Origin of the sequence: Proteus faecis (assembly GCF_030286765.1) — a bacterium.
In the GTDB taxonomy this organism is placed as follows: Bacteria; Pseudomonadota; Gammaproteobacteria; order Enterobacterales; family Enterobacteriaceae; genus Proteus; species Proteus faecis.
In genome coordinates this window covers 198,345-215,011 of sequence record NZ_JASVWV010000003.1, presented here as the reverse complement: position 1 = coordinate 215,011, position 16,667 = coordinate 198,345, and the positions used below count along the sequence as shown (strand labels likewise).

Here is a 16,667-nt window from a genome sequence, read left to right as displayed (position 1 = left end):
TATGAAGAGTAATTCACAAATCATTCGAGTTAAAAAGCGAGGGAGAAAGCAACATCAAGCTCACGGTGGTGCATGGAAGATAGCTTATGCTGACTTTATGACCGCAATGATGGCTTTCTTTCTGGTGATGTGGTTACTTTCAATCTCTAGCCCACAAGAATTAACTCGTGTAGCCGAATATTTTCGTACGCCATTAAAAGTCGCTATTGAAAAAGGGCGATTTAGTGGAGATGCAACCAATCCTATTCCTGGAGGGGGGCGTGATCCTGTATATAACGAAGGCGATATTTTGCCAAAAGGTCAAGAAGATAAACAGCTCAATGAAAAGCAACAATTCCGCCGATTAAGAGAGAATTTAGAACAAGTCATTCTAAATGATCCTAGGTTAAAAGATCTGAAGCCCCATTTATTGATCGACATGATGGATGAGGGTTTGCGCATTCAAATTATTGATAAAGCAAATCGACCTATGTTTAGAGTCGGTAGTGCCACCGTTGAACCTTATATGAAGGATATTTTGACGGCAATTGCACCAATTTTAAATGACACGCCATACAAAATCAGTTTATCAGGTCATACCGATGATATCCCTTATGCAAGTGGTGCTTTTAAATATAGTAACTGGGAACTATCAACGGATCGCGCAAATGCCTCTCGTCGAGAGTTAATTGGTGCAGGCTTAAATGAATGGAAAGTGTTGCGTGTTGTAGGTATGGCATCAACAGTTCATTTAGTTAAAGAGGACGGTTTTGCAGCGGCTAACCGGCGGATCAGTATTTTGGTCTTAACGAAGCAAGCAGAACAAAAAATTGTACAAGAAAATGAGCGGGTTGCACCGACAGTAACAGAGGCCGCAGAAATTAAACCTCTACTTTCAGGGCAAGAAACCCCACAAGAAAAAGCAGAAAACACACAGACGGGGTCGTCTGTGTCTTCTGCATCTGAGCTTCCCGAATCAAAAAAGGAAAATGTTGAAACAGGAGTTTCTGGGGAAAGTTTGCCATCACAATCGACAAATATTACTACAAAGCAGGGAACAGCCCCCTAATTTGTTAGTAATCGCGTAAAGGTGAATGAGTAACGATGGATATTACTGAGTTTTATCAAACATTTTTTGATGAAGCAGATGAGTTGTTAGCTGATATGGAACAGCATTTGCTGTTACTTGATCCGGCAAATCCAGATCAAGAACAGTTGAATGCGATTTTCCGTAGTGCACACTCCATAAAAGGAGGAGCTGCAACATTTGGCTTCGTTAAACTTCAACAGACCACTCATGTGCTTGAAAACTTGCTCGATAGTGCAAGACGTCATGAGATGGCGCTCACCGACGACATTATTAACCTGTTTCTGGAAGCGAAAGATATTATGCAACAGCAATTGGATGCACATAAAAACTCACAAGAACCTGATGAGGAAACATTTAACTATATTTGTGAGAAGTTGCGTCAGCTGGCTCTCGATGTAAAAGAAGAACAATCCACACCTCGAGTTGAGGCTGTTGCTGGATCTGAAGCTTCAGACTCACAGGCCACAATGATTGAAACTCCTGTTTTGTCATCTGACGCCGAAAATGTGCAAAGTGAAGCCGTAGAAAATATAGTTGAAGTCGCATCAACAATGGCGGCTGATGGGCATTATTACCATCATATCATTCTGTCTGATCTGAAAGAGACAGATATTGATTTAATGCTTGATGAATTAAAACATCTTGGTGAAGTTAGCCAGGTTGAAAAACAGCATCATGGCCTTGAAGCAATATTGAAAACTACGGCAACAGAAGAAGATATCAGCGCTGTACTTTGTTTTGTGATTGAACCTGAACAAATCTCGTTTAAAAAAGAGGCGCTTGCAGAAAAAGCACCAGAAAAAAATACAGTTACAGAAGAAAGTACAACATCTGTTGATGATGCTCATGTTGAAAACCACATTGAGCAACCTGCACCTGTAGAAAAAACAGTGGTTGAAAAAGTGATGCCATCGGCAGAACCAACTAAAGCTCCAGTGGCAGCACCAGCGAAAAGACCCGTTACAGCGGCAGCACCAAAAACAGAATCAAGCAGTATTCGTGTTGCAGTTGAAAAAGTTGATCAATTAATCAACTTAGTTGGTGAACTAGTTATTACACAGTCAATGTTGGCACAACACAGCGGTAGCCTTGAGCCTGCAATATATAGTGATTTACTAAGTTGTATTGCTCAGTTGCAGCGTAATTCTCGTGATTTACAAGAATCTGTTATGTCAATTCGTATGATGCCGATGGAATATGTTTTCAGTCGCTTCCCACGAGTTGTGCGTGATGTAGCAGGTAAAATGAATAAGAAAGTTGAGTTAAACATGATTGGTAGCTCAACAGAACTGGATAAAAGCTTAATTGAAAAAATTATCGATCCTTTAACTCACTTAGTTCGTAACAGCCTTGATCATGGTATTGAAATGCCAGCGGATCGGATTGCTCTGGGTAAACCGGAAGCAGGGCAGTTAACTCTGTCTGCGGAACATCAGGGTGGTAATATTTGTATTGAAGTGACTGATGATGGTGCTGGATTAAACCGCGAACGTATTTTGAAAAAAGCGATTTCTTCTGGACTTGCAGTTTCTGAAAATATGAGCAACGAAGAAGTTGCTATGCTAATTTTTGCACCGGGTTTCTCTACCGCCGAAGTCGTAACGGATGTTTCTGGCCGTGGTGTGGGTATGGATGTTGTGAAACGAAATATCCAAGAGATGGGGGGGCAAATTCAGATCAGTTTTGAGGTTGGTAAAGGAACGCGTATTCGTATTTTACTTCCACTAACATTAGCAATTTTAGATGGTATGTCTGTTAAAGTTCATGACGAAGTCTTTATTTTACCATTAGGAACGGTAGTCAGTTCTTTACAACCGGAAGAAGATGATATTTATCCATTGGCTGGCGATGAAAAATTATTGCAGGTTAGAGGAGAATATCTACCGCTGATTGAATTACATCGTACTTTTAATATTGAAGGCGCTCAAACTGATATTACCCAAGCCATTGCGGTTATTGTTCAAAGTGCCGGACGTCGTTATGCTTTATTAGTAGATCAATTAGTTGGTCAGCATCAAGTTGTTGTTAAAAATATAGAGAGCAATTACCGAAAAGTTCCTGGTATATCGGCTGCAACAATTATGGGCGACGGTAGTGTAGCTTTAATTCTTGATGTACCAGAATTGCAACGTTTAAGTCATACACAAATGACGAATAAGAAAAAGAATACAACTGCAAGCGCAGTCATTTAATAGTGAGGATAAAATAAGATTATGGCTTCGGAACATTTCGAGAAATTATCCGGTGAAACTGTTGGACAAGGATTTCTAATTTTTACGCTGGGTGATGAAGAATATGGAATTGATATTTTAAAGGTTCAAGAAATTCGTGGATATGATCAAGTTACACGTATTGCTAATTCACCTAGCTTTATTAAAGGTGTAACTAATTTACGGGGCGTTATTGTTCCGATAGTTGATCTGCGTATTAAATTTTCACAAGAAAGTGTAACTTATAATGACAATACTGTTGTTATTGTGGTTAACTTATTAAATCGAATTGTGGGAATTGTTGTTGATGGCGTTTCTGATGTTCTTACGCTAAAGCCAGAGCAAATCTGCCCTGCGCCAGAGTTTGCAGTCACCATGTCTACTGAGTATTTAACAGGTTTAGGTACTTTAGATGAAAGAATGCTTATTCTTGTTGATATTGAAAAATTACTCAATAGTGAAGAAATGGAATTAGTCGATAGTGCAACAATTCAAGCTAAATAAGTTTTTATTTTTTAAAAAATAACCTAAATACTGTTCCGGTAATTTTGCCGGAATAGTTATTTTTATCTTTTTTATTTTATTAGCGAGTGCTAAAGCATTAAATTAACTTTAAGTAAAATTAAAAGATAAAAAAGAACTAATAATTTTAGTTAAGTTCTATTTTATTACTTATTAACTTAATAAGTAGCTATCACTTAGCTGTAATGTTTTTCTACTGACGGAAATAACTTTAAAGTTTTTTATACTTATAATTTTAATTAAAAAGAGTATTACCACCGCTTTCTAATAGAGCAAAAACGTGACCAAGACGAAATGAATCCTATAAAGTTTCTCTTAAGTCTGCCGATAACTTGCTCATTACCGTTTATTATAAAAAGGGAAACTATGTTTAGCCGAATGAAAATAGTGACTGGATTATTATCCATTCTTCTGTTGTTTGGTGTTTTGCAATTTGTCTCAGGGGGCGTTTTTTACTCAAATATCGTTGAGACAAGAAACGACCTTAATAAAACACTGACAATACAATCGCAACGTGAACGCCTAGATGAAAGCTGGGCTAACTTACTTCAAGCTCGTAATAATATTAATCGTGCTGCGATTAGTTTTTTATTACAAGATAAAAATCTTAATGTAGATGATTCTCTGTCTGTTGATTATTTGGCGGGGCTTGCTCGTAAAAATATGTCTCGTGCAGACGAGAAATTTAAAGAATTTGAAAAGAATATTACAGCTTATCAGATTCACTCAGAAGATGATGTTCGTAGCCTAAAAGGGCGCTTTATCGAATATTTCTCTGCATTAAACCAATTAGAAATTTTACTTCAAGATAAGAACTTAAAAGACTTTTTTGAGCAACCAACTACGGGTTATCAAGACGCTTTTTACAAAGAGTATCTTTCATATGTTATGCGTAATGAGAAATTTAACGGAGAGTTAAATGTGGCACTAGAGGCCTCTCACCAACGCACTATCATTACTATGGCAGTGTTAGCCATTATCGTTATCGCAGCATTAATTCTATGTTGGTTTGCATTACGTAATGCCTTAATTAGACCATTAAATTCACTTCTATTAAGTATTAAAACTTTCTCTGAAGGTGATTTACGTCCAAATATCGAAGTGAATGGACGTAATGAAATGAGCTTGTTAGCAAGTGGTTTAAAACATATGCAACAAGAGCTTATTCAAACTGTTCGTGGTGTCTATCAAAGTACGGAAAACATTTATAACAGTACAAGTGAAATTGCTGCTGGGAATAATGACTTATCTGCTCGTACAGAAGAACAAGTGGCTTCGTTAGAAGAAACTGCTGCAAGTATGGAACAGTTAACGGCGACCGTAAAACAGAACGCAGACAATGCTCGCCAAGCAAGTAACCTTGCTAATGATGCCTCAGATATTGCCCGCCAAGGTGGAAAAGTTGTTGCTAATGTGGTGCAAACGATGCACGACATAGCCGGAAGTTCTCAGAAAATCACCGATATCACAGCTGTTATTGATGGCATTGCATTCCAGACCAATATTTTGGCACTGAATGCGGCTGTTGAAGCTGCTAGAGCCGGTGAGCATGGTCGCGGATTTGCGGTAGTTGCCGGTGAAGTTCGTAACCTTGCACAGAGAAGTGCAGAAGCTGCTAAAGAAATAAAAACACTGATTGAAGATTCAGTAAATCGTACTGAAACGGGCTCTGTACTCGTTGAAAGTGCGGGTGAGACGATGACGCGCATCGTGGATTCAGTAACGCGCGTTACTGATATCATGGGCGAAATTGCTTCAGCATCAGATGAGCAAAGCCGAGGTATTTCACAAGTTGGCCTTGCGGTTTCTGAAATGGATCGAGTCACTCAGCAAAACGCCTCTTTAGTAGAACAATCTGCAGCCGCGGCTGCTGGTCTTGAAGATCAAGCAGTTGCATTAACCCGCTTAGTTTCAATCTTCAAATTACCGGGTCAGGAAGAAAAAACGCTAGAAAGAAAGGAATCGGATGCAACCCCTGTAGTTAAAGCCGCTGCTCCACTTATAAAACCAGGAACCTCAGAAAAGAAAAAGAGCAGCAGTGTTGAAGATCCCGCTAATTGGGAAACTTTCTAACAACAACAAGTGGCTGACAAGCGGTGGCTTTAAACCACCGCTTTAAACGAGGTGAAGGCATGTTTAGGTTTCGCAAATTAAAGATATCCACCAGTCTCTATTTATTACTGATGATGTTTTGCGTTATGCAATTGATTTCTAGTGGTATTTCGCTAGGGATCGTTCATTTGGATAACAAACAGATCACCAAAATAGATATAGATACATCTAAGCGAGATGAATTAGGATTAAGTTGGGCATCTTTAATACAAACACGTAATGCGATTAATCGTGTTGCTATCGCAGTGAAAACTGAACAGTCAACGGATTATATTCAATCTATTGAATCAATCGCACTTTCACGTTTGGAAACGGCGAATACTCATTTTCAAAATTTCCTTGCTGATATAAATAAAGAGGCAATCCCGACAGAAGAAAAAGAAATTGTTGAAGCAGTGAAAAACGATTACCACGTTTTGTATGGTGCATTAACCGAATTACATAGCATGTTAAAAAACGATAACTTCCAAGGCTTTTTAGATCAACCAACGGAACGTTATCAAACAGCGATGGAAAATTCATTTAATACCTATATGAATTATGTTCAGGGAGAAATTACTGAATCTATAGAGCAAGGACATCGCTCTTATACTATTGCTATCTTGATGTTTATCGGTGCAATAACGATGGTTATTGTTGTATCAATCGCCGCTCATCGCTGGCTACGTTTTAATATCATTAAACCTTTCGCAAGTTTAAGTCGTTATTTTAATGATGTTGCCACTGGTAAATTAAATCGTGAAATTCTTGTCTTTACCGATGATGAAATAGGAAATGTGTTTAAAAAACTACGAGAGATGCGTGGTGAGCTCGCGCGTTCTATTCGCCTCGTTCGTGATAATAGCCATGCTATGTATTCTGGTATTCAAGAAATTTCCAAAGGAAATACGGATTTATCCTCAAGAACTGAACAACAAGCTGCTTCGTTAGAAGAAACTGCGGCAAGCATGGAAGAGTTAACAGCAACGGTTAAACAAAATGCTGATAACGCTCTGCAAGCGAGCAAGCTCGCGGAGTCTGCTTCTGAAACAGCGATACGTGGTGGCCAAATCACACATAGTGTTGTTGAAACCATGGATGCGATTACACAAAGTTCTCAAAAGATAGGGGCTATTATCAGTGTGATTGATGGTATTGCGTTCCAAACCAATATATTAGCACTTAACGCGGCGGTTGAAGCTGCTCGCGCAGGTGAACAAGGGCGTGGATTCTCTGTTGTTGCTGGAGAAGTTCGTAATCTTGCTCAACGCAGTGCTGATGCTGCAAAAGAAATTAAGTTGTTGATTGATGAGTCCGTTTTACGTGTCTCTCAAGGTTCTCAACTTGTTAATAATGCAGGGCAAACAATGGAGGAACTCGTCACATCAGTAAATAAAGTCACTGAGTTAATGGCAGAAATTGCCTCAGCTTCTGATGAACAAAGCCGAGGTATTCACCAAGTCGCTGATGCAGTCAGTCAGATGGATCAGGTGACACAGCAAAACGCTGCTTTGGTGGAGCAATCAGCATCTGCTGCCGCAGCATTAGAAGATCAGGCTAATAACCTTGTTAATGCTGTATCGGCATTCGAGTTGCCTGACACGGATGAGGGAGATAACTCTTCATCCCTAGAAGGTAATGGGTTGAAAAAAGCAGATAAAAAATCATTTTTTAAAAAGACCCATTAAAAAACAATGAAACGTAATGTTACTGAAGTCTTATCAGATATCGCTGCTCAACCGTTGGATATTTTTACCCAACGGTTCATGTTGTCCGATGATCAGTTCCAATCTATATGCCAATTGATTTATCAAAAGGCCGGTATTGTGCTGACTAACAACAAAAGGGAGATGGTTTATAACCGTCTCACGAGGAGGTTACGTGAATTACGGATGAATAACTTTGGTGACTATCTTGCGTTTCTTAAAAGTGATGTACGCAACCCTGAATGGCAAGAGTTTGTCAATGCATTAACAACCAATCTCACTGCATTTTTCAGGGAAGCGCATCATTTTCCTATTTTGGCGAAACATGCCAGAAAAAAAGCAGGAGGCGTCTACCGAGTATGGTGTGCAGCAGCATCTACTGGAGAAGAACCTTATTCAATAGCGATGACTTTACGCGATGTTTTTGGAAATAACCCGTATAAAACCAAAATTATTGCCAGTGATATCGATACTAATGTGTTGGATAAAGCACGAAAAGGTGTTTACCGACAGGAAGAGCTTAAAACATTAAATGATGAATATTTGAAAAAATATTTTCTCAAAGGTGTCGGCGAGTTTGAAGGATACGTGAAAATTAGACATCAAATTAGCGAGATGGTCTCTTTTCAGTATTTGAATTTACTCGACAAGCAATGGGATTTAGAAGGTAGTTTTGATGCGATTTTTTGTCGTAATGTCATGATTTATTTCGATAAAGAGACACAACAAACCTTACTTAATCGTTTTACCTCATTACTTAAGCCAGACGGAATGCTGTTTGTTGGACATTCAGAGAATGTAAGCCAGCTTAGCAAGAATTTCTACTTGCATGGGCATACCGTTTACGGGCTGACACCAGCAAGGAGAGGTTATGAATAAAATAACGGTACTCTGTGTTGATGATTCGGCGTTAATGCGTCAAATCATGCGAGAAATCATCAACAGTCATAGCGATATGGAAGTTGTTGATTGTGCACCAGATCCTATAGTGGCTCGTGACTTAATAAAAAAGTACAACCCACAGGTATTAACGTTAGACGTTGAAATGCCACGCATGGATGGTATTGATTTCTTGGAAAAATTGATGCGATTAAGACCTATGCCTGTCGTTATGGTTTCATCATTAACAGCCAAAGGCTCAGAAGTAACGTTAAAAGCGTTAGAGTTGGGTGCGGTTGATTTTGTGACTAAACCACAGCTTGGTTTGCGTGAAGGTATGATGGCTTATAGCGAACTGATTGCCGAGAAAATTCGCGCGGCAGCACAGGCACGAATTAATCGCCGAGAAGTACAAGCACCGCCTTCTAAATCATTGTCATTTACACCGATGATTTCGAGTGAAAAGTTGATCGCTGTCGGTGCATCAACTGGTGGCACAGAGGCTATTCGTAATTTTCTAGAACCATTACCCATTACCAGCCCTGCGATATTAATTACGCAACATATGCCCGCTGGGTTTACACACTCATTTGCAGAACGATTAAATCGGTTATGTCAAATTAGTGTAAAAGAAGCAGAAGACGGCGAACGTGTATTACCTGGGCATGCTTATATTGCGCCAGGTGATTATCACATGGAGCTTCGTCGTAATGGTGCTAACTACCAGATTCACATTAATAAAGAGCCCGCAGTCAACCGTCATCGTCCTTCTGTCGATGTGTTATTTAGGTCTGTCGCAAAATATGCGGGGCGTAATGCCATCGGTGTGATTTTAACCGGAATGGGAAGTGACGGTGCTGCTGGTTTATTAGAAATGCGTCGTGCGGGTAGTTATACCTTTGCACAAGATGAAGCGAGTTGTGTCGTCTTTGGCATGCCTCGTGCTGCGGTTGAATTAGGCGCAGTAGACGAAGTGAAAAGCATAAGCGCAATGAGTAAAGCCGTGCTGATGAAAATCAGTAGTACACAATCATTGCGTATCTGATTAAGTTCAGTTTAAAAAGCAACACAGTAATTTGCCGATATATTTTGAAGGAGTTTTCGATGGCAAGTAAGGATCTGAAATTTTTAGTGGTTGATGATTTTTCAACAATGCGCCGCATAGTTCGTAATTTGCTAAAGGAATTAGGATTTACGAATGTAGAAGAAGCAGAAGATGGTGCTGACGCGTTAGTTAAATTACGCAATTCGGCATTTGATTTTGTGATTACAGACTGGAACATGCCAAACATGGATGGTCTAGAGCTTCTTAAAAATATTCGTAGTGACGCGGGACTTGCAGCAACACCAGTACTTATGGTAACCGCTGAAGCTAAAAAAGAAAATATCATTGCAGCAGCACAAGCTGGTGCAAGTGGATATGTTGTTAAACCTTTTACAGCAGCAATTCTTGAAGAAAAACTAAATAAAATTTTTGAAAAACTGGGCATCTAAGGAGTCGCAATGAGTGGGAATCCAATTATGCCGAAAGATAATATTGAAATGACATCTGATATTATCAGCCGGATCGGACAATTGACGCGGATGTTACGCGACAGTTTGCGAGAATTAGGATTGGATAAAGCAATAGCCGAAGCAGCAGAAGCCATCCCTGACGCTAGGGAACGATTGGACTATGTTGCTCAAATGACCGCTCAGGCAGCTGAGCGTACATTGAACTGTGTCGAAGCTGCGCAACCTAAACAGGATGCGTTAAGTGCCGATGCGACTAAGCTGACTGAACGTTGGGACCAATGGTTTGAACAGCCAGAAGAGCTGAAAGATGTACGCTCTCTTGTAACCGATACCCGCAATTATTTGCGGGATATCCCTGAGAGTACGGCTTTTACTAACAGTCAGTTATTGGAAATCATGATGGCACAGGATTTCCAAGATCTGACCGGTCAGGTCATTAAACGCATGATGAGTGTCGTTCAAGAAATTGAAAAACAACTCGTGATGGTATTAATGGAAAACCTGCCACCAGAGCAACTTGAAAAGTCTAATGTGAAGAAGGAGACTGACTCTTTATTAAATGGTCCTCAGGTTAATAAAAACAACGCTGGTGTGATCAAAAATCAAGATCAAGTTGATGATTTACTGGAAAGTTTAGGTTTCTAACCTTCTAATGAGTTTTAGGGCGATAAGGACGTTGAGATACGCAGGACGCATTCGCTCTATGCTCAGCTCTTTTAGGATGATGTATTTTATGGATAAAAAATCATGTAATAATGCTTTAATAGTTCACGCTATTGAAGAAAATGTAAGCCGCTTTTTTTAAGCGGCTTTTGACGTTGTCGAAATAAACATCATAAAAGTAGAATTACTCTATTTTACTGTGAATTTTGCTGATTTCCTTATAATCAGTGTCAATATTGCTTATATCTCCATCTTTATCATTGGATTGTTTTTTCAGCGAATGCTGTCATAGCTCAAAAAGCCCCGTAAATTTGCGATTGTTCAGCCCATCAATTTCCTCCGAATTTGTCATGCTTAGAGTCATTTCATTCATGCTTTTAATCTCATTACCTGAATCGGACTGACTGTGGCTGAAGATAGCGATCTCGAAAAAACAGAGGAACCCACACCCCATAAACGGGAAAAAGCAAAAAAAGATGGACAAATTGTTCGTTCTAAAGAGCTATCGTCCGTATTAATGGTCTTGGGTGGCGTGAGTTTGCTGTGGATGAGTGGTGGATTTATCACTCGTGAATTATATGCCATGTTAACAGAAGGGTTTACGTTTAATCATCACCTTATCGGTAATGAGAATTTATTGATCCCTCGATTTGGTAGCTTGATTAAACAAGCCGTTTTTGCACTATCACCCGTGTTTTTGGGGTTAGTCTTTGTCGCAATTGGTGGCTCTGCCTTATTAGGCGGGATTAACTTTAGTAGTAAATCCATTAAATTTGATCCCAAAAAATGGAATCCTATTTCTGGGTTAAAACGTATTTTTTCTATGAATGCGTTAGCTGAGTTATTTAAAGCGATACTGAAATCAACCTTTGTGGGGATCGCTGCAACCGTGTTTTTATGGCACAACTGGAACGATATTCTTCATCTGATCACGCTTCCACCACTTAGTGCGCTAGCCAATGCGATGCAACTGCTAATTTTCGCTGTCTACATTACGGTTTTTATGCTGATACCAATGGTGGCATTTGACATTATTTTTCAAATTCGTAGTCATTTGAAAAAATTACGAATGACGCGCCAAGAAATTAAAGACGAATTTAAACAGCAAGAGGGTGATCCACAACTTAAAGCGCGTATCCGCCAGCAACAACATGCAATGTCACGTCGTCGAATGATGGCCGATGTGCCTAAAGCAGATGTGATTGTGACGAACCCAACCCACTATGCTGTCGCACTGCAATATAACGATAAAATGGCAGCCCCTAAAGTTTTAGCGAAGGGGGCTGGTGTTATTGCGTTAAAAATTAAAGAGATTGGTGCAGAAAATCGAATTCCGCTTCTAGAAGCACCACCGCTTGCTAGGGCGTTATATCGTCACAGTGAAATAGGTCATGCAATACCTTCAACCCTCTATGCTGCGGTTGCAGAAGTACTTGCATGGGTTTATCAACTGAAACGATGGAAAACCGAAGGTGGTTTAAAACCTAAACAACCTATGAACTTGCCAGTGCCTCCCGCACTGGACTTTGCTGGAGAAGATAATCGTCATGGCTAATTTGGCCTCATTACTCCGCTTGCCGGGAAATTGGAAAAGTTCTCAGTGGCAGATACTGGCAGGGCCAGTGCTTATCTTGTTGATACTGTCAATGATGGTATTGCCATTGCCACCTTTTCTATTGGATTTATTATTTACCTTTAACATCGCACTCTCCATTATGGTGCTGTTGGTTGCAATGTTCACTCGACGTACGTTGGACTTTGCTGCTTTCCCAACTATTTTGCTGTTTACCACGTTGTTACGTTTATCATTAAACGTTGCTTCAACGCGTATCATCTTAATGGAAGGGCATACAGGACCAGAAGCTGCAGGGCGCGTTGTCGAGGCCTTTGGCCATTTCCTTGTTGGCGGTAATTTTGCTATCGGTATTGTAGTCTTTATCATCCTTATTTTGATTAACTTTATGGTAATCACAAAAGGGGCGGGACGTATTGCTGAAGTGGGTGCGCGTTTTGTGTTAGATGGAATGCCAGGTAAACAGATGGCAATCGATGCTGACTTGAATGCAGGCATTATCAACGAAGAGGAAGCAAAAAAACGCCGTAAAGAAGTTTCATTGGAATCCGACTTTTACGGTTCAATGGATGGTGCGAGTAAGTTCGTCCGTGGAGATGCCATCGCAGGGTTAATGATCCTTGTGATTAACGTGGTGGGTGGTCTTATCGTCGGTGTTGCTCAACACGGAATGGCATTAAATGATGCTGCAACGACTTATACCCTTTTAACCATCGGTGATGGTCTGGTTGCGCAAATTCCTGCATTGATTATCTCAACAGCAGCGGGTGTTATCGTAACTCGTGTTGCAACAGATGAAGATGTTGGACAGCAGATGGTTACCCAGCTGTTTGACAATCCTCGTGTTCTACTGTTAACCGCAGGCGTACTAGGTTTGTTAGGTTTAGTGCCGGGTATGCCTAACTTTGTTTTCCTCTTTTTCACGGCAGCATTAGGTGGATTAGGTTGGTATATCTTACGTCGTAACGCTAATCCTGAAGTGCAACAACAAAAAGAGATGGAAGAAGTCGAAAAGCAAAACCGTGTTGTTGAAGCTTCATGGGAAGATGTACAACTTGAAGATCCATTAGCAATGGAAGTAGGGTATCGCTTAATTCCAATGGTAGATAACCGCCAAAATGGTGAGCTGTTAGGTCGAATTAGTGGTATTCGTAAAAAGTTTGCTCAGGAAACAGGGTATCTCCCTCCTGTTGTTCATATTCGAGACAATATGGAATTAAAACCCTCTTCTTATCGCATTCTAATGAAAGGGGTTGAAATTGGTCACGGTGAAGCACATCCTGGGCGTTGGTTAGCCATCAATCCGGGTAATGCTGTTGGCTCTTTAGAGGGTGATATTACTCAAGAGCCTGCATTTGGTTTACCTGCTGTGTGGATCGATGACAGTTTAAGAGAGCAAGCACAGGTTCAAGGCTATACAGTTGTTGCCGCAAGTACTGTTATTGCAACGCACTTTAATCATGCATTAACGAAATACGCATCAGAATTATTTGGTCGTCAAGAAGCACAAATGTTATTTGATAGGGTCAGTAAAGAGCTCCCTAAAATGACAGAAAATATGATCCCAGATATGCTTTCACTCACAGTATTGCACAAAGTATTGCAAAACCTGCTGTCTGAACAGGTGCCTATTCGAGATATGAGAACCATATTAGAAGCCTTAGCGGAGCATGCACCAGAGCAGAAAGATCCAGCCGAATTAACGTCCGTTGTTCGTGTTGCACTTCGCCGTGCGATTACACAACACTGGTTTGGTGATCAAGATGAAATTCAAGTCATTGGTTTAGATGCAAGCTTAGAACGTATTCTGGTTCAAGCGATGCAAAGTGGCGGTGGATTAGAGCCAGGGCTTGCTGAAAATATTGAACAACAAGCGGCAGATGCTGTTCGTCACCAAGAGATGTCTGGCGGCGCTCCTGTATTATTAGTGAATCATTCGCTACGTTCATTATTGTCACGTTTTTTACGTCGTAGCCTGCCACAATTAGCCGTATTATCAAATATGGAGATTAGTGAAGGTCGTCGCATTCGTATGACGTCGATGATTGGTGGACAGCCGCACTAAACTAATAATTAGGTGTCATATAGACCAATAATCTTTATTTGGAATATGTTATTACACGCGACTAATTTGATTGGTTGCGTGTTTTTTTATCTCTATCTCGTTTTAATCCTTATAGATGATGTTTGATTTATAATATCTAATAAAAATTATTATCATTAATATAATTTCTTTATAGGAGATTTATTAATGAAAAATAAAAATTTACTTTTCCCATTATTTTTTTTATTCAATTCACAAATGGTTTTGGCAGATGAAAGTATCATTATAAACAATGATTTGTCGCCTAAGACAACGCTTACTTTTGATAATGAAAAGAATAAAAATGTAATTAATATAGATTCAAACCTTGAGGATGGTATTTCACTTAATTTTTACCATAAGTTTAATATTCCTAAAGAGGGGATCATTCTTAATAATAAAGAAGCCAAAGCCAATATCATTATTAATGAAGTCACCGGAAATGAAATGAGTTTAATTAATGGTAATGTTAGAGTCAAAGGACTAAAGGCTCATGTGATTATTGCTAACCCTAATGGTATTGAATGTCACCAGTGTTCTGCCTCCAGAGTCACTGATTTTACACTAATTAGTGGAAAAACTAATGACAGTGTCAGTGATTTTATTTTATCAGATAAGAATTATGTCTCTATTCGTGGTTTAAAGCGGATCGCTAGTCAAAAAATTAATCTTATTTCCAATAAAATTTTTATGGAGGGAAGATTAAATAAATCCATTAATACATTAAATATATTGAGTGGGTTACAAACATATCATCTTTTTTCAAAAAATGAATTTAATCATAATGGGCAGGTTTCTTTTTTTGAAGGGTTTAAAGCTAATTTAAATAAAATTAATATTAAGCATGGCTATGGTGAAGTTTATTTTGATAAAGGTGCTTATAATATAACTAAAAGTAAACTAAATATTGATGGTTTGTCTGGGAATAGTGCTCTTTATATATCTAGATAATTAATATATAAAAATAACATTTTTATTTTTAAATATAAAATATATAGGTGTTAATTTAGGTAAATTATATATTTCGTTAATGTGCTGATATTTTTTTCTAGAAACAATAAATTTAATAAGAAGTATTCTATGAAATACTTCTTATTATCTCTGCTAATAAATAATATAATTAAGTTTAGTCATGAAATTAAAAAGAATACTTTGTTTTTGTTATCATGGTTTATTTATAATATCACTATTTTTTCCCTCTCAAGCTTCTTCGGATATGTTAATCGTTAAAGATGATGATAAAGCAAAAAAACTTTCTATTAATTATGAAAGTGGAAAAGCTGTAATTAATATTGAGACAAATGATATTCGTGGGATTTCACATAATTATTATAGTGACTTTAATGTTGATGAAAAAGGTGTAGTGTTTAATAACGCTAAAGAGCAATATGTAACAACCATTATAAATGAAGTGACATCTAAAAATAAAACAATGCTTAAAGGTGACCTATCTATTAATGGCAACCCTGTAAGTATCGTTATTGCAAATCCTAATGGAATACATTGTCAAGGATGTTCATTTAATGGTATTGAAACAGTCACTTTAATCAATGGCAGGAGTGATAACTTAAATCTAGGTAAGTATCGAGTTTCTAATAAAGGAAGCATTGAGTTTAGTACAGGTGAGGAAGCTGAGAAGAATAAATTTATTTTTGATAAAATAAATATTATTTCTAAGGATGTTAAATTTAATGAAAATTTAACGTTGTTTTCTAATAAACTAAATATTATTAATGGTAAGCAGATTTACCATATGTATAATAAATTCCCCTCAAAGTATCATAAAGGAAAGTTGTTATTAGATTTTGGCTCGATTATTAATGTAAAGAAATTTATTTATTCTGCTGGAAATAATGTTTTTATAAATAATGGTATTTTAAATGTGGGAGAGATAGTTGTAGATACAAAGGGGAAAATAATTAATTCAGGTGAAATAAATATATTAAATTGGCGTATTGATTCCATTTTTAAAAATGTTTATGAGAAATATAGTAACACTGATTTTTCAGAAAAAAATACCATATTTAATGCTAAGACATTCAGTAATGAAAAAAATTCTAGATTAACTATTTATAAGACTAATGTTTATTTTAATTTATCTAAAGGTAACTTTTTTAATAATGGTTCCCTACGTTTAGAGAAGAGTAAAATTTCTGCTAATGTACGTAATTATATTCATTCTTTCGAAAGTAAATTATTTAATATTAACTCTTTAATGGTTATTGATGCTGAAAAAAGAGTAATGCTCAATGGGGAAATTTTCTTTATTGATTCCCTTGATAAAATTTTTATTCAAAATAGTACGAATATTAGGTTTAATCCGACAAAAAGCGATAATATCCTTATTAAGCATTAA

13 protein-coding genes are annotated in these 16,667 nt (G+C 38.1%); all 13 read left to right on the top strand.

What is annotated here, in order from left to right:
* Position 1 precedes the first annotated feature (1 nt).
* The 13 genes from motB (at position 2) to QSH13_RS06545 (ending at position 16,667) form a co-directional block, all read left to right on the top strand.
* On the top strand, positions 2 to 1,048 hold the full coding sequence (gene motB, locus QSH13_RS06605; protein WP_109396488.1) for a flagellar motor protein MotB: 1,047 nt from the start codon (positions 2 to 4) through the stop codon (positions 1,046 to 1,048).
* A 35-nt stretch (positions 1,049 to 1,083) separates the two neighbouring features.
* Complete coding sequence (cheA, locus tag QSH13_RS06600; protein ID WP_109396487.1) at positions 1,084 to 3,261, top strand: chemotaxis protein CheA; 2,178 nt, start codon at positions 1,084 to 1,086, stop codon at positions 3,259 to 3,261.
* A gap of 21 nt (positions 3,262 to 3,282) precedes the next feature.
* Positions 3,283 to 3,783, top strand: a complete 501-nt coding sequence (gene cheW, locus QSH13_RS06595; RefSeq protein WP_023581802.1) for a chemotaxis protein CheW — start codon at positions 3,283 to 3,285, stop codon at positions 3,781 to 3,783.
* Between the two features lie 384 nt (positions 3,784 to 4,167).
* The gene (locus QSH13_RS06590; protein WP_109396486.1) at positions 4,168 to 5,874 is read left to right on the top strand and encodes a methyl-accepting chemotaxis protein; all 1,707 of its coding nucleotides are present in this window, start codon (positions 4,168 to 4,170) and stop codon (positions 5,872 to 5,874) included.
* Positions 5,875 to 5,933: 59 nt separating this feature from the next.
* Positions 5,934 to 7,580, top strand: a complete 1,647-nt coding sequence (locus tag QSH13_RS06585; protein WP_109406699.1) for a methyl-accepting chemotaxis protein — start codon at positions 5,934 to 5,936, stop codon at positions 7,578 to 7,580.
* A 6-nt stretch (positions 7,581 to 7,586) separates the two neighbouring features.
* Complete coding sequence (gene cheR, locus QSH13_RS06580; protein WP_072063121.1) at positions 7,587 to 8,477, top strand: protein-glutamate O-methyltransferase CheR; 891 nt, start codon at positions 7,587 to 7,589, stop codon at positions 8,475 to 8,477.
* Positions 8,470 to 9,522 carry a protein-glutamate methylesterase/protein-glutamine glutaminase gene (locus tag QSH13_RS06575; RefSeq protein ID WP_109373805.1) on the top strand — a complete coding sequence of 351 codons (1,053 nt, stop codon included), beginning with the start codon at positions 8,470 to 8,472 and terminating at the stop codon, positions 9,520 to 9,522. Before cheR ends, QSH13_RS06575 begins: the two co-directional genes overlap by 8 nt.
* 59 nt (positions 9,523 to 9,581) lie before the next feature.
* Entirely contained in the window at positions 9,582 to 9,971 is a 390-nt protein-coding gene (gene cheY / locus QSH13_RS06570; protein ID WP_109396484.1) for a chemotaxis response regulator CheY, read from the top strand.
* Between the two features lie 9 nt (positions 9,972 to 9,980).
* On the top strand, positions 9,981 to 10,637 hold the full coding sequence (cheZ, locus tag QSH13_RS06565; protein ID WP_023581808.1) for a protein phosphatase CheZ: 657 nt from the start codon (positions 9,981 to 9,983) through the stop codon (positions 10,635 to 10,637).
* 424 nt (positions 10,638 to 11,061) lie between these two features.
* Complete coding sequence (gene flhB / locus QSH13_RS06560) at positions 11,062 to 12,210, top strand: flagellar biosynthesis protein FlhB (protein WP_109396483.1); 1,149 nt, start codon at positions 11,062 to 11,064, stop codon at positions 12,208 to 12,210.
* A complete protein-coding gene (gene flhA / locus QSH13_RS06555; RefSeq protein ID WP_109396482.1) occupies positions 12,203 to 14,293 on the top strand; it encodes a flagellar biosynthesis protein FlhA in 2,091 nt (696 codons plus the stop codon). Before flhB ends, flhA begins: the two co-directional genes overlap by 8 nt.
* A gap of 186 nt (positions 14,294 to 14,479) precedes the next feature.
* A complete protein-coding gene (locus tag QSH13_RS06550) occupies positions 14,480 to 15,262 on the top strand; it encodes a two-partner secretion domain-containing protein (RefSeq protein ID WP_286038959.1) in 783 nt (260 codons plus the stop codon).
* 181 nt (positions 15,263 to 15,443) lie between these two features.
* Positions 15,444 to 16,667 (top strand): two-partner secretion domain-containing protein, encoded by a 1,224-nt coding sequence (locus QSH13_RS06545; RefSeq protein WP_196544114.1) that lies wholly within the window; start codon positions 15,444 to 15,446, stop codon positions 16,665 to 16,667.